Raw genomic sequence first — 23,173 nt, forward strand, 5'->3', positions numbered from 1 at the left:
CAACCACGTATCACCAGCTCTTACGCGCCGAGCAGCTTCCGTACCCGGTCCGCCCCCACCGCGAGCAGCAGCGTGGGCAGCCGGGGCCCGGTGTCGCGGCCGACGAGGAGGTGGTAGAGCAGCGCGAAGAACGAACGCTGGGCGGCCTTGATCTCCGGCGGCAGTTCCTTCGGCGTGGCGTCCGGGGGGAACCCGGCCTGGACCTTGGGCACGCCGTACACGAGGTGTGTCAGCCCGTCGAGGGACCAGTTCGAGTCGAGCCCGTCCAGCAGCAGCCGGAGCGATTCGCGGGCCTGGTCGTCGAGGGACTTCAGCAGTTCGACGTCCGGCTCGTGACGGACGACGGTGCGCTGCTCGGCCGGTACGTGGGTGTTGATCCACGCCTCGGCCTTGTCGTATCGCGGCCGTACTTCGTCGAGGGAGGCGAGCGGGTTGGTGGGGTCGAGGTCGCTGAGGATGCGCAGGGCCTGGTCCTCGTGGCCTGCGGTGATGTCGGCGACGGAGGCGAGTGTGCGGTACGGCATGGGCCGCGGGGTCTTCGGAAGCTCGCCCGCTGCGGTTCGTACGGCGCGGGAGTGGGCGGCGATGTCGGCGGGCAGGGCGGTGCTGTCGGCGACCTTGGCGTTCAGCTTGTCCCACTCGTCGTAGAGCCGCTGGATCTCCTGGTCGAAGGCGATCTTGAAGGACTGGTTGGGGCGGCGGCGGGCGTACAGCCAGCGCAGGAGCTGGGGCTCCATGATCTTCAGGGCGTCGCCCGGGGTGGGCACGCCGCCGCGGGAGGACGACATCTTCGCCATCCCGGAGATCCCCACGAACGCGTACATGGGGCCGATGGGCTGCTTGCCGCCGAAGATGCTGCCGACGATCTGTCCGCCGACCTGGAAGCTGGAGCCGGGGGACGAGTGATCGACGCCGGAGGGCTCGAAAACGACGCCCTCGTACGCCCAGCGCATCGGCCAGTCGACCTTCCACACCAGCTTGCCGCGGTTGAACTCGCTGAGCCGGACGGTCTCCGAGAAGCCGCATTCGGTGCAGGTGTACGTCAGCTCGGTGGTGTCGTCGTCGTACGCCGTGACCGTGGTGAGGTCCTTGTTGCAGCCGCCGCAGTAGGGCTTGTACGGGAAGTACCCGGCGGATCCGGTCCCGTCGTCCTCGGCGGCGGCCCCCGACCCCTCGGCGGCCTCGAGCTCGGCCGCGTCGACGGGCTTCTGCCCCTGCTGCTTCTTGGGCGGGGCCTTCTTGGTGCGGTACTGGTCGAGGATCGCGTCGATGTCCGCGCGATGCCGCATGGCATGCAGGATCTGCTCGCGGTAGACGCCAGTCGTGTACTGCTCGGTCTGACTGATCCCGTCGAACTCGACGCCCAGCTCGCCCAGGGCCTCGATCATGGCGGACTTGAAGTGCTCGGCCCAGTTGGGGTGGGGGGAGCCCTTCGGGGCGGGCACGGAGGTGAGCGGGCGGCCGATGTGCTCGGCCCATGACTCATCGATCCCGGCGACGCCGTTCGGCACCTTGCGGTACCGGTCGTAGTCGTCCCAGGAGATCAGATGCCGGACTTCGTGCCCGCGCCGCCGGATCTCGTCGGCGACGAGGTGCGGCGTCATGACCTCCCGCAGATTCCCCAGGTGGATGGGCCCGGAGGGCGAGAGCCCGGACGCGACGACAACGGGTTTGCCCGGGGCCCGACGCTCCGACTCCTCGATGACCTCATCCGCGTAACGGGAGACCCAGTCGGTGGTCTCGGTGCTCTGACCCACGATCGGCACGTCCTTCTTTCCTCAGGGTTTCGCCATCGCCCGGCGCGACGTTGTTCCGCCGGGCTGACCACCCCATTCTCCCAGCTCCGCCACCATCCACGAAAACGCCTTTTCACGGCCCCCGTCCCTGGGGCTTCGCCCCAGACCCCCATCGGCCTTGCGGCCTCGTCCTCAAGCGCCGGACGGGCTGATTGATGCGGGACTGGGCTGCAAAGTTCCGCCTGGGCAGCGGAACCTCAGCTGCGGAAATCAGCCCAGGCCGCGGAAAATCAGCCCCTCCGGCGTTTGAGGAGCGGGGGTCCGGGGGCTGGCCCCCGAACAGGGTCCGGGGCGGAGCCCCGAAGGGGCTCTGGGGCCGGCCCCAGGGACGGGACGGGTAGGGGCGGCGGGGGCGAAACAACCCGCCCAACCCCCATCCGCGCGCACAAAAAACCGCTTTACCCCCCATGGGATACTGGCGACATCCACCCGCACCCAAGACGAGAACGGCACCCACCCCATGGCCTCGGTCACGTCCCTCACCGCCCACGTCCACCAGCGCCTGGCGGCCGCGCTCACGGCCGCCCTCCCGGCGGCCGGTGCCGACACCGACGTCGACCCCCTGCTGCGACGGAGCGACCGAGCCGACTTCCAGGCCAACGGAATCCTGGCGCTGGCGAAGAAGGCGAAGGCCAACCCTCGGGAGCTGGCGAGCGGCGTCGTCGAGCGGGTCGTGACCGGTGATGTGATCAAGGACATCGAGGTGTCAGGGCCCGGCTTCCTCAACATCACGATCACGGACAGGGCGATCGTCGAGAACCTCGCGCAGCGCGCGACGGACCCGGTGGCCCGCCTCGGCGTGCCGTACGTGGAGAACCCCGGCACCACGGTCATCGACTACGCCCAGCCGAACGTGGCGAAGGAGATGCACGTAGGCCATCTCCGTTCCGCGGTCATCGGCGACGCCCTGGTCCAGATCCTGGAGTTCGTCGGCGAGACGGTCGTACGCAGGCACCACATCGGGGACTGGGGCACCCAGTTCGGCATGCTCATCCAGTACCTGATCGAGCACCCGCACGAGCTCGATCACAAGGACAGCGAGGTCTCCGGCGAGGAGGCCATGTCGAACCTGAACCGCCTCTACAAGGCGTCCCGCACGCTCTTCGACTCCGACGAGGCGTTCAAGACGCGGGCGCGCCGCAGGGTGGTCGACCTTCAGGCGGGCGATCCGGAGACCCTGGCGCTGTGGCAGAAGTTCGTGGACGAGTCGAAGATCTACTTCTTCTCGGTCTTCGACAAGCTGGACATGGAGATCCAGGACCCGGACATCGTCGGGGAGTCGGGTTACAACGACATGCTGGACGAGACGTGCCGCCTGCTCGAGGAGTCGGGCGTCGCGGTCCGCTCGGAGGGCGCGCTGTGCGTGTTCTTCGACGACATCAAGGGCCCGGACGGCAACCCGGTCCCGCTGATCGTGAAGAAGTCGGACGGCGGCTACGGCTACGCGGCGACCGACCTCTCCGCGATCAGGGACCGCGTCTTCAACCTGAAGGCGAGCACCCTGCTGTACGTGGTCGACGCCCGCCAGTCCCTGCACTTCAGGATGGTGTTCGAGACGGCACGCAGGGCGGGCTGGCTGAACGGCGACACGAAGGCCGTACAGCTGGCGTTCGGCACGGTCCTCGGCAAGGACGGCAAGCCGTTCAAGACCCGTGAGGGCGAGACGGTCCGCCTCGTCGACCTCCTGGACGAGGCGATCGAGCGTGCCTCGGCCGTCGTACGGGAGAAGGCGCAGGACCTGTCCGAGCAGGAGATCGCCGAGCGCGGTGCGCAGGTCGGCATCGGCGCGGTGAAGTACGCGGACCTGTCGACGTCCGCGAGCCGCGACTACAAGTTCGACCTGGACCAGATGGTGTCGCTGAACGGCGACACGAGCGTGTACCTGCAGTACGCGTACGCGCGTATCCAGTCCATCCTGCGCAAGGCGGGCTCCACCGAACCGGCCGCGCACCCGGAGCTCGAACTGGCCGACGCCGAGCGGGCCCTGGGCCTGCACATCGACCGGTTCGCGGAGACGGTCGCGGAGGCCGCCGCCGAGTACGCGCCGCACAAGCTGACGGCGTATCTGTACCAACTGGCGTCCCTGTACACGTCGTTCTACGACAAGTGCCCGGTCCTGAAGGCGGAGACCCCGGCCCAGGTCGAGAACCGTCTATTCCTGTGCGACATCACGGCCAAGACCCTCCACCAGGGCATGGCCCTGCTGGGCATCAGGACGCCCGAGCGTCTGTGAACGCTGCCTTTGCCTGAGGCAGCACCACCTGCCCGGTGACGAACTCGCTCCACAGACCGAGCCGCAGTTCGGCACCGGGCTTCGCCTTGCTCTCGGCGAAGGCGAAGCTGACCGTGCGGTCGCCGACGCGGCGCGTGGCGCCCCAGGTCAGCTCGAAGCGGCGGGTGCCGACGCGCTGCTCGGGTGGGGTGGGGCTGGGCGGCACGATCTCGTCGAGGGCCCAGCGGTAGCCGAGCTTGCGGTACGGCGCGGTGACCGGCTCCCAGGTCAGTTCGAGGATCGTGCCGTTCGCGGGGATGACGACGAGGGCGCCGCGCATCCCGTTCGGGTGGCGGGTGTTGACGGCGTACACCTCCGCGGTGCCCTCGGGGTAGAGGTGGCTGGTCCCGCGTCCGACCAGCGAAGCGGCGGGGCAGGCGGCGACGCCGCCCGTCTCGACCGTCGTACGGGCGCAGGTCGGGAAGGCGTCCGGACGGAAGCCGAGCGAGTCGTCGAAGAGGAACACGAAGCGGCGGGGAGCGGCGGGCGGCCCCGCCGGTTCGGCCCGGCTGGTCCGGTCGAAGCCGACCAGGACGCCCATGCCGGACGTACCGCCGTCCGAGGTGATCTCACCGGCCAGGGCGTCGATGTTGCGCGGGCCCGGGACATCGGGTTCGTACGGCCGCTGCGGCCCGCCCGGCGCGGGATCGGGCGGCACCGGGCCCCCCTCCGCCCCGGCCCCGCCCGCTCCCGCACGGGCCGCGCCCTCCGTACCTTGCGCGGGCACCGCGAGCAGCACCAGCCCCGCCACCGCCGCCGCCACCGCAGCGACTCCACGCCGTCGCCGTCCTCGTGTCCCGAAGCTCCCGTACCGCACAGGCCCCACCTCTCCTCGGCAAGCCGTCAACCGTCAACCGCCCTCCCATGCTCACCACCCCGCTCCCGTTCTCCCGCCACCCCGCCGTGCCCGGGGTCCACGAAACCCAGGGACCATCGCCCCCACCCACGGTGACAATGAACGTATGGGTGCACACAGGGAGTTGGGCGAGTTCCTGCGCTCGCGGCGCGCCAGGATCCGCCCGGAGGACGTGGGTTTCGCCTCGGGCGCGGGACTGCGCCGCGTACCGGGGCTGAGACGCGAGGAGCTGGCACACCTGGCGGGCGTGAGCGTCGACTACTACGTACGCCTGGAGCAGGGCCGCAATCACAGCGTGTCCGACGCGGTCCTGGACGCGGTGGCCGAGGCGCTGCGCCTGGACAAGGACGAGCGGGACCACCTCTTCCGCCTGGCCCGCCCGCGGAAACCACAGGACGACCCCGGCGACACCTTCGACGCCCCGCGCCCCGGAGTGCGGCAGTTCCTGGACTGGATCACGGCTCCGGCACTCGTCCTCGGCCGTCGTATGGACGTACTCGCCTGGAACCGCGCCGCCTCCGCTCTCATCACCGACTTCGCCGAACTCCCCCGCGACGAGCGCAACTTGGCGTACCTCCACCTCCTGCACCCCGAGATCGGCCCCCGCTACCCGGACGTGGACCTCATCGCCCGCGAGGTCGTGGGCCATCTCCGGATCGCGGCCGGCCGCTTCCCCGAGGATCCGGAGCTGTGCCGGCTGGTCGACGAACTCACCACGCACAGCGAGGAGTTCAGGCGGCACTGGGAGAACCACACCGTCCGCACGAAGTCCTACGGAGTGAAACGCGTCGACCACCCCGAGGCCGGCCCCCTCACCCTTTCGTACGAGATCACGCACTTCCCCCAGGACCCGGATCAGGCACTGCTCGTCTACACCGCCGCTCCTGGCTCGCCGGAGGAAAAGACACTGCAAGTTATGGCCAAAGGTTGAAGTGTCTGATCATGTCCCGAAGTATGCGATGCTGCGGGGCGCGGCGCAGGCCCTCGACCGAGGAACCCCACCTCCGAGGGACCCCAACTCCGGGGAAAACAGAGCCCTGTTGATCGCTTTGGACCGCTTTGGATCGCTAGCTGGGAGAGCACCCATGCTGCCACTCGTGGAGACCGGCGAGGAACTGGACCATGTCGTCCGCGACGAGGCGCTGCTGCGCCCCGCCGTCGCGGACCTGTGTGAACGACTCGGCCTGGCCGGGCAGCGGATCGTCCGCTTCGAGGAGGGTTCGCTGCCGGTGTACGCCATCGGCGAGGCGCACGTGGTCAAGCTGTATCCCGCGTTCGAGCAGGACGAGTGCGTACGTGAGGAGAAGGTGCTCAGCCACCTGTACGGCAAACTGCCGATTCCCACACCGCAGTTGCACTCGGCGGGCGCGTACAAGAACGGCTGGCACTACGTCCTGATGTCCCGTCTGCCCGGCGTGGACCTCGATCAGGAGTGGCCGCGGATCCCTTCCGCGGACCGGGACCGGATCATCACGGAGGCCGCCGAGACCCTCGCCGCGCTGCACGCCGTGAACCCGGCACCGATCGCGACCGCCGTGGGCCCGGCGGACTGGCGCACGCTGATCGCCGCGCAGCGGGCACAGGCGGTCGAGCAGCAGCGGGCCGTCGGCCTCTCGCAGGCGTGGCTGGAACAGATCCCCTGGTTCCTGGACACGGTCCCGCTGCCGCCTCCGCCGCGACGCGTGCTCCTGCACACCGAGTTCACGCGCCAGCACCTGACGGTGGACCCCCACGGCTGGCGCCTGACTGGCCTGTTCGACTTCGAACCGGCCATGATCGGCGACCCGGCGTACGACTTCGTCGGCGCGGGCCTGTTCCTGACGGGCTGCGACCCACGCCTGTTCAAGCGGTTCTACGACGCGTACGGCCGCCCCCCGTTCAACCCCCGCACCCTCATGGCGTACGCCCTCCTGCACATCTACAGCAATCTGCCCTGGTGCCTCCGCGAACTCCCTGCCCCGCCGAAGCCGACGCTGGACGCGCTCGCGGAGACCTGGTTCGGCACGTACTGACGGCGCCCCGGCCCTCTGTCTTTATGCCTTGCGGCCGGCCGCCGCGTAGACGTTGATGTCGGCGTCCGTCACGTCGTTGATGTCCCGGTAGCGGATCTTCTCGATGTCGTCGAGGGTCTCGAAGTCGGCCGGGGCCACGGCTTCGGGGGCGGGCGCCGGGCTGGGGTGCCAGTGGTGGACGGGGACGACACCGGGCTCGTCCAGCTGTACGCCGGGCGTCTCCGTGAAGAACCGCTCGACCTCGTCCTTGGAGCGGAGCACGAACGTGAACCCGCGCTCGGTGTACGTCCGCTGCACCGCGCGGATCTTCTCCGGGTTGAGGTCCTCGGTGATGTGGCTGAGTACGAGACGGCTCCCGGACGGCAGCGCGTCCATCAGCTCGCGTACGACCGGGTACGCCTCCTCGTCCTCGACGAAGTGCAGGATCGCCACCAGCGCGAGCGCGATCGGCTCGTCGAAGTTGAGGGTCTTCGCGGCCAGTTCGAGGATCTGCGCGGGGTTCTTGAAGTCCGCGTCGATGTAGTCCGTACGGCCCTCGGGCCCACTGGTCAGCAGGGCGCGCGCATGCGCGAGCACCACCGGGTCGTTGTCGACGTACACGACCCGCGACTCGGGGATGATCCGCTGGGCGATCTGGTGGACGTTCTCCGCGGTCGGCAGCCCCGTGCCGATGTCGAGGAACTGCCGGATGCCGTCCTCCTGGACCAGCCGGGTCACGGCCCGCCGCATGAAGTCACGGTTGTGCCGTACATCGAGGTAACCACGCGGATTGGCCGCGAGCGCCGCTGCCGCGGCGGCGCGGTCGGTGGGGTAGTTGTCCTTGCCCCCGAGGAAGACGTCATAGACGCGTGCCGGGTGCGCCTTGGTGGTGTCGATCCGCCTCCTCAGCTCGGCTGGGTCCTGGCTGAGAGCATCACCGCTCATGGAGACCTTCCCTCTTCAATTCATCAAAACGCAGCTCATCAAATCGGCAACAACCTAACTTCTGGCGCGACTTGATGGTGCCCGGCCGCTGCGCTCGGCTTGGACGGGGTCCCGGTGGGCCCGCGCTCAAACCGTGAATACGGAGGACGGCACGGCCAACTCGGGCAAGTGGCGCGGCGACTGGTGCGCGTCCGAACGCGACTGGCCGGAGACCGTCGCCGTACTCGCCCTCTCCGTCCCGGTCTCGATCGTCGGCGCGATCCTCTTCACGACTGGCACAGTGAGCGTCCGCGTAAGCGAACACGCAGAGGACATCGCCCGGTTGAGAGAACGAGACGCCCGCCCGGCCTGAGGCAGCACGGCCCCCTACTCGCAGAAAGCGTGAACACCCAGCGGAAGCATGCCCTTCAGGCGCTCAAACGAGCGACGCGTGAACACGACGGGGAGAAATGCTCACGCCGTGGACTGCACACCCCCAGGACCCACCGCCACACAGGACGCCTTCCGTCGTCTTCACGAGTACGACTGGTTCTGGCGCGGGCTGCTGCTCGGCAGGCTGCGGCGGACAGCCCTTCAACGCCCCGCACGGCCGTCCCGGTCGCGCCTGGCAGGGGCGACCGGGACGGCTCACGCGCGGCGCAGCGACAGCGGATCAGCGGTCGTCGCGGGCCGGAGGCACCGTGAACGCTGGGGGACCGGCGGGCAGTTGCACCGTGTACTGGCTCAGATAGGTGTCCAGGTACGGTGAGCGCTCGCCGCCGGTGGCGACGTCGTCGGCCGGGTCGTCCAGGGCCAGTTCGAGCCGCGCGTCCTTGATCTTGACCTTCTGCTGGGACGGTGTGTCGAGCCAGTCGCCGGTCTGCACGGAACCGATCTCCACGGCCAGGGTGTGTCCGGCCCTCAGGATCCAGTCGGTCGACTTGAGGTCGAGGACCGGCCGGTCCGAGTCCAGCCGGGAGACCTGCTCGTCGAACATGACGGCGGTGCCGTCCTTGGCCACGTCGTACAGCTTGACCATCACGTTTCCCTCTCCCTTGGCGGTCATGGAGAGGCGGGGGGTGCCGGTGATACGCGTGGCCTGATCGACCGGCTTGGACCACTTGAAGAAGCTGGACGTGACCTCACCGGCCTTCTGCCTCTTCACCTGCGCCTCGGCCAGTCCCTTCGGGACGGCCGGCACGCTGCTGGAGGCGTTCTCCAAGTCCCCCTTGCCGGACGGCTTCGCGGCCTTCGGCGGCTTCGTCTTGCCGGACGGGTCCAGGGCCGGCATCGCGGAGGTGCCGCCGTCGTCCACGTACGAGCCGCCGCCGAGCCGGAGGGTGGCGGACCTCTCCACGACCGGCCACGTCTTCTGGGCGCGCCAGGCGCCGGTGTTGTCCTCGACGGCGTAGGCCGGGTAGCGGACCTCCGGCTCGGTGCCCTTCAGGTACTGGTCGTAGAAGGAGAGCGTCTCCTTGAACCAGCCCTCGCGCCCCATGGCCAGGCGCCCGTCATCAGTGCGGTCGTTGCCGCGCACGTGGTCCCACTGGCCGACCCATCCACGCTCGGGGCCCTCGTGGTTGGCGAGGAACTCCTGCATCCCCTCGGGCTTGGTGTTGTCCTCGATGAAGCCCTGGGTGAAGAACAGCGGGGTGTCGGTGCCCTTGGCCTTCTTCGCCGCATCGCGAGCAGTCCAGTACGCGTTGTCCGGGTCGGCGATGCGATACCCGGCCAGGTTCTTCGTGAGGCACTCCGAATGGCTGTGCTCGTACCGGGAATTGGCCCGGTAACGCGCGTCGTCGTCCGGCATCTGTTCGAGTGTGGCGATGGTGTTGTAGGTGGTGGCGGTGGTGACGACCCGCGAAAGGGGCACGCCGCCCGAGTGGATGAGCCGGTGGTTGTCCCACACGGGCTCCTGGGCGACGACGGCCTTGAGCGCGTCCTGGTCCAGGTTGTTCCCGATGAGGCCGGTGAGCGCGTCGAACGACTTGCCGTACATCCCCACCGCGCCCGTGGACCACGGCCGGCTCGCGCTCCAGTCGATCGCGGCCTTGATGTCGGCCTGGTCGCCGGGTCCGCCGAAGTCGAGGCAGCCGGTGGAACCGCCGAAGCCGCGCACGTCCACCATGACGAAGGCGTAGCCCTGGTCGAACAGGTCGGTGCCCTCGATGAAGTCCTGGAAGCGGTTCGAGGGGCCGGTGTGCTTCCAGGCCTCGGGGGCGATCTGCCCGGAGTGCCCGAAGTAGGCGCCCGCCGACAGGATGACCGGCACCCGTTCGCCCTGGGGCAGCTTCTCCGGCAGCAGGACGTCGGCGTGCAACTCGATACCGGAGCCGTCCGAGGACGGGAAGTAGTGCTGCGTCCAGATGGAACCCTCCGGGACGCGGTCGTTCTCTTCGTGCGTGACGCCATCGGTGGCGGTGGCTAAGCCCCCCGCAGGCTGCTGCGCCGTGGCGGCGGGCTCGGACGCCTTGCCCGAGGTGGCCGCGGCAGGACCGGTGAGCGTGCCGGTCAGGGCTGAGGCGGTGACGAGTACGGAAGCGGCCCAGGCGGCCGCGCGTATTTTCTTCACTTGCTCCTCCGAGCTGGGTGCGGACAGAGTTGGGCTGCGGAGCGATACGGGGGTGTCGACTGGGCAGAGACCCGGCCCGCCGCCCGCAGGACGGCGAGGGGCAGCCGCGGACACGCGGGGTGGTCAGCGGCGCGGTTCCCAGCGGAAGAGGCGGGAGGCCAGCGCGACGGCGACGATGACCCAGCTCAGGGTGGGCAGCAGCAGAGGCAGGGAGTCCGTCACGGGAACGCCGCCGTTCCAGGCGTTGAGGACCAGCTCGGTGGCCGAGCCGCCGGGGAGCAGCCGCTTGAGCAGGGTGAGCTCCTCGGTGCCGGTGATCCCTACCCAGCTGGCCACGGCGATGGTGCCGAGGCTGACGGGCAGCGTGGTCACCTGGGCGTGCTCGGGGGAGTTCGTCAGCCCCGCCGTGGCCAGTCCCAGGCCGAGCATCATGATCACCGTCGAGAGGACCGCCGCCACCAGGAGGAGAACATTCGTCGGCCCGCCGGCGACCGCGGCCAGCACGATGAGGATCGCGGTCACCTGGACCAGTGCGAGGACGGTGACCGGGAGCATCAGCCCGGAGAGAATGCCGGCGTCGCTCGCCGGGGTGGAGCGCAGCCGCTTGAGGAAGAGGTTCTGACGGCGCGAGGCCAGAGTGGTCACCGTGGTGGTGTAGAGCCCGAACGCGCCCACGGTGAACATCACCACCGCCGCGATGTATCCGAGGCTACCCAGGTCCGCAAAGACTTCGTGCTGGTAGATGAAGTACGCGCTGACCGCTACGGGCATGATGAAACTGGTGACCAGAACCAGCCGGTTCCGGAAGATCTGGATCAGCTCGCCAAGAGCGATTGAGAGCATGGGGAAGGTCCTTTTCTAGGGAAGTTCCGGGGATGGTCTGAGCGGCCTTGGTGAGGTCCGGTGGGCTACCGCGCCCCTGCAAAGAGGAGGCCGCAGGCCCCTCTTTGCAGGGGCGCGGGGAACTGCGCGACCAGCCACAACGAACCCGCGGTGTAGAACCGGCCGCACCTCTTACCGCACTTCGCGCGGAGCGCTCAGCTGCCGATGGAGCGGAAGACGTCGTCGAGCCGAGTCGGTCCGGCTTGGAGTTCCCGCAGCTCCACCGCGTTGGCGTGCGCCCAACCGAGCAGGATGTAGAGGTCCTTCGGCAGGTCGAAGGTCTGGATGAGGAACGTCCCGTTGATCTCGCGTGTGGCCTGCAGCGGTAGCGCCGGTGCGGGGGCCGGCAGGGAGAAGCGGATCGCGGCCGGCAGGGTCTGCGTCAGCTCGGCGACGGTCCCTTCCTGGTGGAAGGCGCCCTTGTGCATGAGCCCGATGCGATCGGCGCGCTGCTGAGCCTCTTCCAGGTAGTGCGTGGTGAGCACGATGGTGGATCCGTCTTCGCGCAGCTTGTCCACGGCGTCCCACAGAGCGTCCCGGGACTGGATGTCCAGGCCGGTGGTGGGCTCGTCCAGGAAGATCAGCTCAGGCTTCCCGTACACGGCGGTGGCGAAGTCCAGACGTCGCTTTTCACCGCCGGAGAGCTGGGACACCTGGGTGCCGGCCTTGTGCGTGAGGTCGACGATGCTGAGTACGCGTTCGACCCGGTCCGTACGCTGGGAGAGTTTTCCGATCAGCCGGACCGATTCCTTCACCGTCAGATCCGGGGAGAATCCGCTCTCCTGCAGCATGATCCCCATCCGGGGCCGCACGGCGCGCCGGTCACGCGGGCTCTGCCCGAAGACCCGCACGGTGCCCGAGGTGGCCGTGCGGTGGCCTTCGACGGTCTCCAGGGTCGAGGTCTTACCGGCCCCGTTCGTGCCGAGCAGTGCGTAGAGCTCCCCCTTCCGCACCTGGAAGGACAGGTCTTTCACGGCGTGGAAGTCGCCGTAGCTGAGGTTCAGACGTTCAACGTCGATGACGGGTGTCGAGGTCATGCATCGATCTCAGCCGTCGTCACGCTCGCCCGGCAGTGGCATGGCGTCATCACGTCGCCATGACATTCCTGGGGGCGAACCCATGACGCAGTGTCACTGGTGCCACCCACGGAGCCGGAAGAATACTGCAGGGCAGACTCTGCTGTTCGATCACGGAGAGCCGCACATGGACACCAGCCCCCTGCGCATTCTGCTGACGGCCAATACGGCCGTCTTCCTTGTGGTCTGCGCGGTTTACTTCCTCCACCACCTCGGCTTCGGTCTCTACCCTGACGACATGAAGTCCTGGCTCGAGAACAACCAGTGGCTGATGTGGACGGCCGCGGCCCTCGCCGTGCCGAGCGCTCTGGCGATCCCGCTGCTCAGCGTGAAGACCCAGCGGTGAGGCCGAAGCGGGGGAACATCTGATGTCCGAGCATCGTGCGGGAACGCGGGAACGGCTGCGCAGACTGAACGTCACCACGATGGTCGTGGTGACCGCTTCCGTAGGGACACTGCTGGTGGCGGTCGATGCCCGGACGTGGTGGCACGCCGTCATCCTGAGCCTGGGCGTGACCGCGGCGCTGGTGGCTTCCATCCGGTGGACAGCGGACGGCATTCCCCGGGTCGTACTCCCGTGCCTGATCATCACCGCGATGGTGTGGCTCGCCGGAGTGTTGGTGGTGGACGGCCATACGGCGTTCTACGGCATCTCCGTCGTGGGACCCCTGTACGCCCCCAAGCTACCGCGCCACCGCGTCCTGGCCGCCGTCGGGCTGATCGCCTTCGTCGCCGTGGTGGGCGCGGCCAGGCTGTTGGTGTCACCGGCAGATGTGCCCGACGCCCTGATCCGCTACGCCCTCATTCCGGCAGGTGTCACGGTGGTGGTGACGGGCAGCATGTTCGCCGGCCAGGTCTTCTACGACCTCGTCGAGGAGCTGGAGCAATCACGGGAACGCGAAGCGGAGTTGGCCGTCGTCCGGGAACGCATACGTTTCGCCAGCGATCTGCACGATATCCAGGGCCACACGCTGCATGTGGTGAAGCTGAAGGTCATGCTGGCCGAGAAGCTGGTGCGCAGCGACATCGGGCGGGCGGAGGAGGAACTACGGGAGGTGCGCGCCCTGGTCGGCGACACCATCACCCAGACCAAGGAACTCGCCTACGCACAGCGACGGCTCAACCTGTCCGTGGAGCTGGAGAACGCGAAGAACCTCTTCGAGGCCGCGGGCATTCACGTACGCGTCAACCGTGAGGCCGACGTCGATGAGCGAGTCAACGGGCTGCTCGGCCAGGTCCTCCGCGAGACGACGACCAACATCCTGCGCCACGCACAAGCCACGCGAGTGCGGATCACTCTCTCGGAGTCGGGCATCACCATCGTCAACGACGGCGCCCGGGAGGCTCCCCTTCCCGGGCTCAGCGGACTGGCCACCCTCAAGGAACGAGTGGGCGACAACGGAGGCGAACTGACGGTGGAGCAAAAGGACGGACGCTTCCTCACGGCTGCGGCGTTTCCGCCCCTTCGCTCAGCGGCGCTGCCCTCCGCGGCGCGGAAGGACTGACCGATGACCACCGTGGTACTCGCCGACGACGAGGCCCTTCTCCGCAAGGCGCTGGCGTCGTTGCTGACCCTTGAGGGCGAGATCACCGTGCTCGCCGAAGCGCAGGACGGCGAATCAGCCGTCCAGGCCACGCTCCGACACAGGCCCGACGTGCTCGTCATCGACTTGGAGATGCCCGGTGTGGACGGACTCGGCGCTGTCGCAGAGATCCGCCGTGCGCGGCCGGACCAGGTGATCCTCATGCTGACCCGCCATGCCAGGCCCGGGGTGCTCCGCAAAGCCCTGAAACTCGGAGTCCAGGGCTTCGTCAGCAAGTCGGCGGAACCCGCGCACATCACGTCGGTCATCAACACTCTGCACGAGGGCAAGCGTTGGATCGATCCGGACGTCTCCGCACTCGCCCTCGTCGACGACTGCCCTCTCACCGACCGGGAGATCGACGTCCTGCGAGCGACCGGCGCCGGGTACTCCGTCGCCGATATCGCCACCCGCCTCCACCTGGCGGAAGGCACTGTACGCAACTACCTCTCGAACGCCATGCAGAAGACCCAGACACGAACCCGCCACGAAGCAGCGCGCTACGCACGCGAACACGACTGGCTGTAGAGACGGGCGGGGCCGGTGCCGGCATGGCCGGACTTGCCGAAGTCCGGCGCGCTATCGCGCCCCTTGAAGGAGGCCGCAGGCCATCCTTCAAGGGGCGCGGGGAACTGCGCGACAAGCCACAACGAACCCGCAGCCGTCAAACCACAGAACCAACCGAGCTCTCCGAACCGCACACCCAGCGGAGCGCTACCGCAGCTTCTGCGCAACCTCCGTGGCCCAGTACGTCAGAACGTTCTGGGCCCCCGCCCGCTTGATCCCCGTCAGCGTCTCCAGGATCGCCCGGTCCCGGTCGACCCAGCCCTTCTCGGCGGCGGCCTCGATCATCGAGTACTCGCCGGAGATCTGGTACGCGGCCACGGGTACGTCCACCGAGTCCGCGACCCGGGCGAGGACGTCGAGGTAGGGGCCGGCCGGCTTGACCATCACCAGGTCGGCGCCCTCCTCCAGATCGAGAGCCAACTCCCGTATGGATTCCCGTACGTTGGCGGGATCCTGCTGATACGTCTTACGGTCGCCCTTCAACGACGAGGCAACGGCCTCCCTGAACGGCCCGTAGAAGGCGGACGAGTACTTGGCGGTGTAGGCGAGGATGGCGACGTCCTCGCGGCCGATCTGGTCCAACGCATCGCGGATGACGCCGATCTGACCGTCCATCATCCCGCTCGGCCCCACCACGTGCGCACCCGCGTCGGCCTGCACCTGAGCCATCTCCGCGTACCGCTCGAGCGTGGCGTCGTTGTCGACGCGGCCCTGCTCGTCGAGGACGCCGCAGTGGCCGTGGTCGGTGGTCTCGTCGAGGCAGAGGTCGGACATGACGAGGAGTTCGTCGCCGACTTCGGCCCGTACGTCACGAAGGGCGACCTGCAGAATCCCGTCCGGGTCGGTCCCCGGCGTCCCGAGGGCGTCCTTCTTGGACTCCTCCGGCACACCGAACAGCATGATCCCGGAGATCCCGGCCTCCACCGCCTCCAGCGCCGCCTTCTTCAGGCTGTCCCGCGTGTGCTGCACGACCCCGGGCATCGCGGCGATCGGCACCGGCTCGGCGACGCCTTCGCGGATGAACGCGGGGAGGATGAAGTCGGCCGGGTGCAGCCGGGTTTCGGCAACCATGCGGCGCATGGCGGGAGTGGTACGCAGCCGCCGCGGCCGCGTCCCGGGGAAGGATCCGTACTTCGTCATGCCCTCTACGCTACGCCCGCCCCAGGACCACCTTTGCCGACGCGGAGTCGGGGATCACCGGGCGCTTCCCGGCCCTCCGCGCCCACGATCCGGCTCCGCAGCAGAGTCACCACCTACGCCACGCCAAGTCGACCTACGACCCCACAAACCTGCTCCGCTTCGGCCACACGGTGCCGCCGGCGGCGGCGTGAGAGAGGGCGCGACCAGCGCCCCGAAGGGGCGCGGGGCCGTATCGATGTGCGGCTCCGCCGCGCGGGCGCGACCAGCCACAACGAACCCGCAGCTTCCAAACCGCACCCCCAGCGGGAGCTACGTCGTACGCCGCCGCCGCGACCCCGGCCTCCGCTCGCTGGGCCGCGTAACCGGCCCCCCGGCCTCCACCGCAGCAGCCCGCCGGCGCGAGCCGAAGTCGGCGAGCGCCTCCGCCAGCTTGTGCACAGACGGCTCCGGAGCCATGACATCGACCCGCAGCCCGTGCTCCTCCGCCGTCTTGGCCGTGGCCGGACCGATACACGCGATCACCGTCACGTTGTGCGGCTTGCCCGCGATACCGACCAGGTTCCGCACCGTCGACGACGACGTGAACAGCACCGCGTCGAAACCGCCGCCCTTGATCGCCTCACGGGTCTCGGCAGGCGGCGGCGACGCCCGCACCGTCCGGTACGCCGTGACGTCGTCGACCTCCCAGCCCAGCTCGATCAGCCCGGCCACCAACGTCTCCGTGGCGATATCGGCCCGCGGCAGGAACACCCGGTCGATCGGGTCGAAGACCGGGTCGTACGGAGGCCAGTCCTCAAGTAGCCCCGCAGCCGACTGCTCCCCCGAAGGCACCAGGTCCGGCTTCACGCCGAAGGCGACGAGCGCCTTGGCCGTCTGCTCGCCCACGGCGGCCACCTTGATGCCCGCGAAGGCGCGCGCATCGAGCCCGTACTCCTCGAACTTCTCCCGTACGGCCTTGACCGCGTTCACCGAGGTGAAGGCGATCCATTCGTACCGGCCGGTCACGAGCCCCTTGACCGCCCGCTCCATCTGCTGAGGCGTCCGCGGCGGCTCGACGGCGATCGTCGGCACCTCGTGCGGCACGGCCCCGTAGGACCGCAACTGGTCGGAGAGCGACGCCGCCTGCTCCTTCGTACGCGGTACGAGGACCTTCCAGCCGAACAGCGGCTTGGACTCGAACCACGACAACTGGTCGCGCTGGGCGGCGGCGGAATGCTCACCGACCACGGCTATCACCGGGCGGCCACCGTCCGGCGAGGGCAGCACCTTCGCCTGCTTCAGCGTCTGCGCGATGGTGCCGAGCGTCGCGCACCAGGTCCGCTGCCGGGTGGTCGTACCGGCGATGGTGACGGTCAGCGGCGTATCGGGCTTGCGTCCGGCGGCCACCAGCTCGCTCGCGGCGGCGCCGACGGAGTCGAGGGTCGAGGAGACGACGACGGTCCCGTCGGACGAGCCGACCTCGGTCCACAGCCGCCCGGAGGCCGTGGCCGCGTCCACGAACCGTACGTCCGCGCCCTGCGCGTCGCGCAGCGGAACACCCGCGTACGCGGGCACCCCGACGGCCGCGGCGATACCGGGTACGACCTCGAAGGGCACGCCCGCGGCGGCGCAGGCCAGCATCTCCTTGGCGGCGTAGGTGTCGAGCCCGGGGTCACCGGTGACGGCACGTACCACCCGCCTGCCGCTGCGTGCGGCCTCCATGACAATATGGGCCGCGTCCCTCGACGCGGGGACACCAGCGGTTGTTGACGCGCCGTCAACCACCGTCAGCTGAGGCGTGTCCGGGCCCGATTCCGTGTCCAGCACGGTCACGCCCTGTCTGGCGTGCGTACGGACGACGTCGAGCACTTCGGGCTCGGCGACCAGGACATCCGCGTTCGCCAACGCCTGAACGGCGCGCAGTGTGAGCAGTCCCGGATCTCCGGGTCCGGCACCGAGGAAGGTGACGGAGCCGTGTTCCAGGCCGGCGGGAAGGGTGGTGGGGCTCAATGTGCTCGCTCCCCCATCAGACCGGCCGCGCCCTTGGCAAGCATCTCGGCAGCGAGTTCACGGCCGAGCGCCATTGCTTGGTCATGTGTCTCGGGCACGGGACCGGTGGTGGACAACTGCACCAGCGTCGAGCCGTCGGTCGTGCCGACGACGCCGCGCAGGCGCATTTCCTTGACAATCTGCCCGTCGGCCAGCAGGTCGGCCAGCGCGCCCACAGGTGCGCTGCAGCCGGCCTCCAGGGAGGCGAGCAGGGAACGCTCGGCGGTCACGGCGGCCCGGGTGACCGGGTCGTCGAGTGCGGCGAGCGCCGCGACGAGGTCCGCGTTGTCCGCGGCGCATTCGATCGCGAGAGCCCCCTGGCCGGGGGCGGGCAAAACCATGTCGACCGAGAGGAACTCGGTCACTTCGTCGATCCGGCCGATCCGGTTGAGTCCGGCGGCGGCCAGTACGACGCCATCCAGCTCGCCGTCGCGCACGTACCCGATCCGGGTGTCGACGTTCCCCCGGATCGCGACCGTCTCGATCGTCCGCCCGTGGCAGCGCGCGTACGCGTTCAACTGGGCCATGCGGCGCGGCGAACCGGTGCCCACGCGGGCGCCGTTCGGCAGCTCGGCGAAGTTCAGCCCGTCACGGGCGACCAGCACGTCCCGCGCGTCCTCGCGTACCGGCACCGCGGCCAGCGCGAGGTCGTCGGGCTGCGCGGTCGGCAGGTCCTTGAGCGAGTGCACGGCGAAGTCGACCTCGCCGCGCAGCAGCGCTTCGCGCAGCGCGGTCACGAAGACGCCCGTGCCGCCGATCTGCGCGAGGTTCTCGCGCGAGACGTCGCCGTACGTGGTGATCTCGACGAGCTCCACGGACCGCCCGGTCACCCGGCTCACGGCGTCAGCCACCTGTCCGGACTGGGCCATGGCGAGTTTGCTTCGCCGTGTCCCCAGCCTCAGGGGGCCGCGTTCCGGCCCCGTTCGCCGCTCAGTCATGCTCGCCCTCGGTTCTTGGCGTTCTCGGTGTTGATGTCATCGGTGGCCCGCGAGACGGAGTCGACCGTCTCCTGGTCCAGGTCGAACAGGGTCCGCAGCGCGTCCGCGTACCCGGCGCCGCCGGGTTCGGCCGCGAGCTGCTTGACCCGTACGGTCGGCGCGTGCAGCAACTTGTCCACCACGCGCCGTACGGTCTGGGTGATCTCGCCCCGCTGCTTCTCGTCGAGCCCGGGCAGCCGCCCGTCGAGCCGCGCGATCTCGCTCGCGACGACATCGGCGGCCATGGTGCGCAGCGCGACGACGGTCGGTGTGATGTGCGCGGCCCGCTGGGCGGCCCCGAAGGCGGCGACCTCGTCGGACACGATCCGCCGGACCATGTCCACGTCCGCCGCCATCGGCACGTCGGCAGAGGCCTCGGCGAGCGACTCGATGTCCACGAGGCGCACTCCGAGCAGCCGGTGCACGGCCGCGTCGATGTCGCGCGGCATGGCGAGGTCGAGCAGCGAGAGCACGGGCGCCGGGCGCGGGGCCAGGGCGACGGGCTCGGGCTTACGACGCTCGGGCACGCGCCCGATGGCGGCCGCGGTCGCGGCGAGCGCGGCGATGACGTCGGCGTCGGACTCGGGCGTACGAGCGTCGTGTGCACGGCGGCGGCGGTCGACCGTCGCGTTGTCCACCCAGGCCGCGTGCTGCTCCAGGGCCGCCGCATCCAGGCCCGCCACCGCGGCCTCTCCCATGACGGAGAAGCCGGTGGCGCCCTGCACGGCCGACAGGTCCAGCGGACAGCCGTCGTCGGTGCCGACGCTGGTGGGCGGAAGGTCCGCGCGTACGACTCGGGGGGTGGCCGCGCGCTCCTCGGCGGGCGCACCCGTACGGCCCTCGACCGCCTCGGCGACCGCCTCGGCCGTCAGAACAAGACCCGTCGCGCCGGTACAGGACACCGCGACGTCGGCACGTGTCAGCTCGACCGGCACCGCTTCCATCGGTATCGCGCGGGCCGCCACGTCCGTATCGCCATCTTCTGTCAGGCGTCGTCCATATTGCTCTTCGAGCAGGGCGGCGAGACGCTCGGCGCGGTCCAGCGTGCGGTTGGCGATGACCACTTCGGCCACCCCGGCACGCGCGAGCGTCGCCGCGGCCAGCGAGGACATGGAGCCCGCGCCGATCACAAGGGCACGCTTGCCGGCGGCCCAGCCCTGGACGTCCGCCCCCGAGGTCAGCTGCTCCAGGCCGAACGTCACCAGGGACTGTCCGGCCCTGTCTATGCCGGTCTCGGAGTGGGCGCGCTTGCCGACCCGCAGCGCCTGCTGGAACAGGTCGTTCAGCAGCCGCCCCGCCGTGTGCAGCTCCTGCGCGGTCGCGAGCGCGTCCTTGATCTGGCCGAGGATCTGGCCCTCGCCGATCACCATCGAGTCGAGCCCGCAGGCCACGGAGAACAGGTGGTGAACCGCCCGGTCCTCGTAGTGCACGTACAGATAGGGCGTGAGCTCCTCGAGTCCTACCCCGCTGTGCTGCGCGAGCAGCGTGGAGAGCTCGGCGACACCCGCGTGGAACTTGTCCACGTCGGCGTACAGCTCGATCCGGTTGCAGGTGGCGAGCACCGCGGCCTCGGTGGCCGGCTCGGCGGCGATGGTGTCCTGGAGGAGCTTGATCTGTGTGTCCGCGGGCAGCGCGGCCCGCTCCAGGACGCTGACCGGAGCGCTGCGGTGGCTCAGCCCGACGACGAGAAGACTCATGCCGGCATCACGGCGGGGACATCCCCGTCGGGCCCTTTCCCGGTCTCCTTCGCCGCCGCTGCGGCCTCGGCCTCGATCACGGCCTCGGCCTCTTCGCCGGCCTTGCGCTGCTCGTGGAAGGCGAGGATCTGCAGCTCGATGGAGAGATCGACCTTGCGTACGTCGACGCCGTCCGGCACGGAGAGCACGGTCGGCGCGAAGTTCAGGATGGACGTCACACCCGCGGCGACAAGCCGGTCGCAGACCTGCTGGGCGGCGCCCGCGGGGGTCGCGATGACACCGATCGACACGCCGTTGTCCTTGATGATCTTCTCGAGGTCGTCGGTGTGCTGCACGGGGATCCCGGCGACGGGCTTCCCCGCCATCGCGGGATCGGCGTCTATGAGGGCTGCGACCCGGAAGCCGCGCGAGGCGAAGCCGCCGTAATTGGCCAGCGCCGCGCCGAGGTTACCTATACCGACGATCACAACCGGCCAGTCCTGGGTGAGGCCCAGCTCGCGGGAGATCTGGTAGACGAGGTACTCGACGTCGTAGCCCACCCCGCGCGTCCCGTATGAACCGAGGTACGAGAAGTCCTTGCGCAGCTTCGCGGAGTTGACCCCCGCGGCGGCCGCGAGCTCCTCGGAGGAGACCGTGGGTACCGAGCGCTCCGACAGTGCGGTCAGCGCACGAAGGTACAGCGGAAGCCTGGCGACGGTGGCCTCGGGAATCCCTCGGCTGCGGGTCGCCGGTCGGTGAGTTCGGCCAGTTGCCACGGTGCTCCTGCGGGTAGAGCGGGGCTGCAGGCGGTCACACGTCCCCAGACCGCCCCGTCGACAGCAGGCTATGTCTTTGTGAATGCATGCACAAAGATGGTGTCCGATTTGCCCGCCCAACGTGACCGGGGTCACGCGACTCCGCCACATACGTATGGAACCGGCGCAAAGGCACCTTCGTTCCCTGCCTGATGGGGGCAAAGCCGTACACACTCCTCTACGCTCCCCGCCCCCGAGGCCAAACCGTCCCCGATCCTAAGTGACTTTGCGAACCACTTGGAGTGCCCGGACGGGCCACGGTTCGGTTACGCACGCCACCGTGGTCGGGTTTGCGCGCGCCACCACGGTCCGGTCGCGCACGCTCCTCACTCCGCGAGGGCCCGCCGCAACCGCCCCTCGTCCACCCGCCAGAACGTGTGCTGCGCACCGTCCACGAGCACCACCGGGATCTGCTCCCAGTACGCGCGATACAGCTCCTCGTCCCGCGTGATGTCCTTCTTCTCCCAGGACACACCCAGTTCCCCGCACACTTTCTCGACGACGACCTCGGCGTCCTCGCACAGATGGCAGTCGGGCTTCCCGATCAGCGTGACCAGCCGCTCATGCGGCGCCTTCTTCTTCTCCGTACGGCGGTCGGTACGCCGAAAGATGGGACTCATACGAGCCATTCTCACCCGGCGACCACGCCCCGTCAGGTGCGGGACCTTCACACAATCCACGCCACCACATGGGCGCGACCAGTCAGGAAGGGCCCACAGCCGTAACGACACGGTCGCGGAGAGTTCACACCCTTCAAACCTCCCGACTCCGGAAGTAACGCACTGAGTGGCTATGCTCACGCCATGGCCGCTCTCGGATGGCTCACTCCCCGTAGGCGCTCCGCCACGGCGCGGAGCGTGTTGGCAGGCGAGGCCTCGGCGGAGGCAGCGCGCAAGTCCTCCCAGGAACTGGAGGAGCTCGCGCCCGAAGCCACGCCCGAAACCGCCGCCGAGGAACCGGAGTTCCCGGTCCTCGGCGACGACAAGGCCGCCGCCTTCTTCGACCTCGACAACACCGTGATGCAGGGCGCCGCGCTGTTCCACTTCGGCCGCGGCCTGCACAAGCGGAAGTTCTTCGAGACACGCGACCTCGCCCGGTTCGCCTGGCAGCAGGCCTGGTTCCGGCTGGCCGGTGTCGAGGACCCCGAGCACATGCAGGAAGCGCGCGACTCCGCGCTGTCCATCGTGAAGGGCCACCGTGTCGCCGAGCTGATGTCGATCGGCGAGGAGATCTACGACGAGTACATGGCCGAGCGCATCTGGCCCGGCACCCGCGCGCTGGCCGAGGCCCACCTCGACGCGGGCCAGAAGGTGTGGCTCGTCACGGCCGCCCCGGTCGAGATCGCCACGGTGATCGCCCGCCGCCTGGGCCTGACCGGCGCCCTCGGCACGGTCGCTGAGTCGGTCGACGGCGTCTACACCGGCAAGCTCGTCGGCGAACCCCTGCACGGCCCCGCGAAGGCGGAGGCGGTACGGGCGTTGGCGGCGGCGGAGGGCCTGGACCTGGGCCGCTGCGCCGCGTACAGCGACTCGCACAACGACATCCCAATGCTCTCGCTCGTCGGCCACCCGTACGCGATCAACCCCGACGCCAAGCTCCGCAAGCACGCCCGCACCCTGGACTGGCGGCTGCGCGACTACCGCACGGGCCGCAAGGCGGCGAAGGTCGGCATTCCCGCGGCGGCCGGCGTCGGCGCGGTGGCGGGCGGCACGGCAGCCGCGATCGCCCTGCACCGCCGCCGCCGCTGACACCGGCCCCACCGTCCAGGAGTGCCCGCGTGTACGAACACGCGGGCAATTCTGCTGTCCTACCCGCACACCGCCCCCGCCAGTCCCGTTGACGGCAGCCGACCACAACACGCCCCGGGCTCGACCGGAAAGCGAAGCGATTCGATCAACTACCGGTCACTGTGCGGCACTTGATCAGTCGTCGATGCGTAACAGAAGCGACGTATTCGATGATTTGAGCAACTGGGCGTAGCACTGCCTGTACGAAGCGTTATTCTCCTCAGACGCATG

20 protein-coding genes are annotated in these 23,173 nt (G+C 69.3%); 8 read left to right on the top strand and 12 right to left on the bottom strand.

The features are described from left to right. Window positions 1-20: 20 nt before the first annotated feature. A complete protein-coding gene (gene lysS, locus ACYVO6_RS28215; RefSeq protein ID WP_461065927.1) occupies window positions 21-1,766 on the bottom strand; it encodes a lysine--tRNA ligase in 1,746 nt (581 codons plus the stop codon). 490 nt (window positions 1,767-2,256) lie between these two features. Here lysS and argS point away from each other — a divergent pair, with 490 nt between their 5' ends. Next, on the top strand, window positions 2,257-4,029 hold the full coding sequence (gene argS / locus ACYVO6_RS28220) for an arginine--tRNA ligase (RefSeq protein WP_461065929.1): 1,773 nt from the start codon (window positions 2,257-2,259) through the stop codon (window positions 4,027-4,029). Here argS and ACYVO6_RS28225 read toward each other — a convergent pair. Beyond that, window positions 4,007-4,831, bottom strand: a complete 825-nt coding sequence (locus tag ACYVO6_RS28225) for a hypothetical protein (RefSeq protein ID WP_461065931.1) — start codon at window positions 4,829-4,831, stop codon at window positions 4,007-4,009. The genes argS and ACYVO6_RS28225 overlap by 23 nt on opposite strands. Window positions 4,832-5,030: 199 nt before the next feature. Here ACYVO6_RS28225 and ACYVO6_RS28230 point away from each other — a divergent pair, with 199 nt between their 5' ends. Next, window positions 5,031-5,855 (top strand): helix-turn-helix transcriptional regulator, encoded by an 825-nt coding sequence (locus tag ACYVO6_RS28230; protein ID WP_461065933.1) that lies wholly within the window; start codon window positions 5,031-5,033, stop codon window positions 5,853-5,855. Between the two features lie 154 nt (window positions 5,856-6,009). After that, the gene (locus ACYVO6_RS28235) at window positions 6,010-6,936 is read left to right on the top strand and encodes an aminoglycoside phosphotransferase family protein (RefSeq protein WP_461065935.1); all 927 of its coding nucleotides are present in this window, start codon (window positions 6,010-6,012) and stop codon (window positions 6,934-6,936) included. Window positions 6,937-6,957: 21 nt separating this feature from the next. Here the strand turns inward: ACYVO6_RS28235 and ACYVO6_RS28240 are convergent, their stop codons facing one another. Further along, entirely contained in the window at window positions 6,958-7,860 is a 903-nt protein-coding gene (locus ACYVO6_RS28240; protein WP_461065937.1) for an SAM-dependent methyltransferase, read from the bottom strand. Between the two features lie 133 nt (window positions 7,861-7,993). Between ACYVO6_RS28240 and ACYVO6_RS28245 the strand changes: the two genes are divergently transcribed. Continuing rightward, window positions 7,994-8,212, top strand: coding sequence for a hypothetical protein (locus ACYVO6_RS28245; protein WP_461065939.1), 219 nt, complete (start codon window positions 7,994-7,996; stop codon window positions 8,210-8,212). A 300-nt stretch (window positions 8,213-8,512) separates the two neighbouring features. Here the strand turns inward: ACYVO6_RS28245 and ACYVO6_RS28250 are convergent, their stop codons facing one another. The 3 genes from ACYVO6_RS28250 to ACYVO6_RS28260 all read right to left on the bottom strand — a co-directional run bounded on the left by ACYVO6_RS28250 (window position 8,513) and on the right by ACYVO6_RS28260 (window position 12,330). Further along, window positions 8,513-10,411 carry a CocE/NonD family hydrolase gene (locus ACYVO6_RS28250; protein WP_461065941.1) on the bottom strand — a complete coding sequence of 633 codons (1,899 nt, stop codon included), beginning with the start codon at window positions 10,409-10,411 and terminating at the stop codon, window positions 8,513-8,515. A gap of 123 nt (window positions 10,412-10,534) precedes the next feature. Beyond that, window positions 10,535-11,254 carry an ABC transporter permease gene (locus tag ACYVO6_RS28255; RefSeq protein WP_461065943.1) on the bottom strand — a complete coding sequence of 240 codons (720 nt, stop codon included), beginning with the start codon at window positions 11,252-11,254 and terminating at the stop codon, window positions 10,535-10,537. Window positions 11,255-11,448: 194 nt separating this feature from the next. After that, entirely contained in the window at window positions 11,449-12,330 is an 882-nt protein-coding gene (locus ACYVO6_RS28260) for an ABC transporter ATP-binding protein (protein WP_461065945.1), read from the bottom strand. A gap of 166 nt (window positions 12,331-12,496) precedes the next feature. Between ACYVO6_RS28260 and ACYVO6_RS28265 the strand changes: the two genes are divergently transcribed. From ACYVO6_RS28265 to ACYVO6_RS28275, 3 genes are read left to right on the top strand one after another with little or no spacing between them, the layout of a single operon-like run. Further along, entirely contained in the window at window positions 12,497-12,715 is a 219-nt protein-coding gene (locus ACYVO6_RS28265; protein ID WP_461065947.1) for a hypothetical protein, read from the top strand. 22 nt (window positions 12,716-12,737) lie between these two features. Next, the gene (locus ACYVO6_RS28270; protein WP_461065949.1) at window positions 12,738-13,874 is read left to right on the top strand and encodes a sensor histidine kinase; all 1,137 of its coding nucleotides are present in this window, start codon (window positions 12,738-12,740) and stop codon (window positions 13,872-13,874) included. A gap of 3 nt (window positions 13,875-13,877) precedes the next feature. Next, window positions 13,878-14,480, top strand: coding sequence for a response regulator transcription factor (locus ACYVO6_RS28275; RefSeq protein ID WP_461065951.1), 603 nt, complete (start codon window positions 13,878-13,880; stop codon window positions 14,478-14,480). Window positions 14,481-14,666: 186 nt separating this feature from the next. On the opposite strand, the gene hemB is transcribed toward ACYVO6_RS28275, so the two are convergent. From hemB to ACYVO6_RS28305, 6 genes are all read right to left on the bottom strand, one after another. Next, entirely contained in the window at window positions 14,667-15,659 is a 993-nt protein-coding gene (gene hemB / locus ACYVO6_RS28280) for a porphobilinogen synthase (RefSeq protein ID WP_461065953.1), read from the bottom strand. 309 nt (window positions 15,660-15,968) lie between these two features. Continuing rightward, window positions 15,969-17,648, bottom strand: a complete 1,680-nt coding sequence (locus tag ACYVO6_RS28285) for a bifunctional uroporphyrinogen-III C-methyltransferase/uroporphyrinogen-III synthase (protein WP_461065955.1) — start codon at window positions 17,646-17,648, stop codon at window positions 15,969-15,971. Continuing rightward, the gene (gene hemC, locus ACYVO6_RS28290) at window positions 17,645-18,625 is read right to left on the bottom strand and encodes a hydroxymethylbilane synthase (RefSeq protein ID WP_461065957.1); all 981 of its coding nucleotides are present in this window, start codon (window positions 18,623-18,625) and stop codon (window positions 17,645-17,647) included. Before hemC ends, ACYVO6_RS28285 begins: the two co-directional genes overlap by 4 nt. After that, the gene (locus tag ACYVO6_RS28295) at window positions 18,622-20,361 is read right to left on the bottom strand and encodes a glutamyl-tRNA reductase (protein ID WP_461065959.1); all 1,740 of its coding nucleotides are present in this window, start codon (window positions 20,359-20,361) and stop codon (window positions 18,622-18,624) included. Before ACYVO6_RS28295 ends, hemC begins: the two co-directional genes overlap by 4 nt. After that, complete coding sequence (locus ACYVO6_RS28300) at window positions 20,358-21,116, bottom strand: redox-sensing transcriptional repressor Rex (RefSeq protein WP_461065961.1); 759 nt, start codon at window positions 21,114-21,116, stop codon at window positions 20,358-20,360. The genes ACYVO6_RS28295 and ACYVO6_RS28300 overlap by 4 nt, the downstream gene beginning before the upstream one ends. 365 nt (window positions 21,117-21,481) lie before the next feature. Further along, on the bottom strand, window positions 21,482-21,784 hold the full coding sequence (locus tag ACYVO6_RS28305; protein WP_461065963.1) for a glutaredoxin family protein: 303 nt from the start codon (window positions 21,782-21,784) through the stop codon (window positions 21,482-21,484). A gap of 174 nt (window positions 21,785-21,958) precedes the next feature. Here ACYVO6_RS28305 and ACYVO6_RS28310 point away from each other — a divergent pair, with 174 nt between their 5' ends. Next, window positions 21,959-22,903 carry an HAD family hydrolase gene (locus ACYVO6_RS28310; protein ID WP_461065965.1) on the top strand — a complete coding sequence of 315 codons (945 nt, stop codon included), beginning with the start codon at window positions 21,959-21,961 and terminating at the stop codon, window positions 22,901-22,903. Window positions 22,904-23,173 lie beyond the last annotated feature (270 nt).

It is taken from the genome of Streptomyces pseudoechinosporeus, assembly GCF_054783935.1.

Excerpts from the sequence above, each read along its gene's own strand:
- argS (WP_461065929.1), top strand. The coding sequence starts at position 2,257 with ATGGCCTCGGTCACGTCCCTCACCGCCCACGTCCACCAGCGCCTGGCG.
- ACYVO6_RS28260 (WP_461065945.1), bottom strand. The coding sequence starts at position 12,330 with ATGACCTCGACACCCGTCATCGACGTTGAACGTCTGAACCTCAGCTAC.
- ACYVO6_RS28255 (WP_461065943.1), bottom strand. The coding sequence starts at position 11,254 with ATGCTCTCAATCGCTCTTGGCGAGCTGATCCAGATCTTCCGGAACCGG.
- ACYVO6_RS28275 (WP_461065951.1), top strand. The coding sequence starts at position 13,878 with ATGACCACCGTGGTACTCGCCGACGACGAGGCCCTTCTCCGCAAGGCG.
- hemB (WP_461065953.1), bottom strand. The coding sequence starts at position 15,659 with ATGACGAAGTACGGATCCTTCCCCGGGACGCGGCCGCGGCGGCTGCGT.
- ACYVO6_RS28305 (WP_461065963.1), bottom strand. The coding sequence starts at position 21,784 with ATGGCTCGTATGAGTCCCATCTTTCGGCGTACCGACCGCCGTACGGAG.
- ACYVO6_RS28240 (WP_461065937.1), bottom strand. The coding sequence starts at position 7,860 with ATGAGCGGTGATGCTCTCAGCCAGGACCCAGCCGAGCTGAGGAGGCGG.
- hemC (WP_461065957.1), bottom strand. The coding sequence starts at position 18,625 with ATGACTGAGCGGCGAACGGGGCCGGAACGCGGCCCCCTGAGGCTGGGG.
- ACYVO6_RS28270 (WP_461065949.1), top strand. The coding sequence starts at position 12,738 with ATGTCCGAGCATCGTGCGGGAACGCGGGAACGGCTGCGCAGACTGAAC.
- ACYVO6_RS28235 (WP_461065935.1), top strand. The coding sequence starts at position 6,010 with ATGCTGCCACTCGTGGAGACCGGCGAGGAACTGGACCATGTCGTCCGC.
- ACYVO6_RS28295 (WP_461065959.1), bottom strand. The coding sequence starts at position 20,361 with ATGAGTCTTCTCGTCGTCGGGCTGAGCCACCGCAGCGCTCCGGTCAGC.
- ACYVO6_RS28310 (WP_461065965.1), top strand. The coding sequence starts at position 21,959 with ATGGCCGCTCTCGGATGGCTCACTCCCCGTAGGCGCTCCGCCACGGCG.
- ACYVO6_RS28230 (WP_461065933.1), top strand. The coding sequence starts at position 5,031 with ATGGGTGCACACAGGGAGTTGGGCGAGTTCCTGCGCTCGCGGCGCGCC.
- ACYVO6_RS28265 (WP_461065947.1), top strand. The coding sequence starts at position 12,497 with ATGGACACCAGCCCCCTGCGCATTCTGCTGACGGCCAATACGGCCGTC.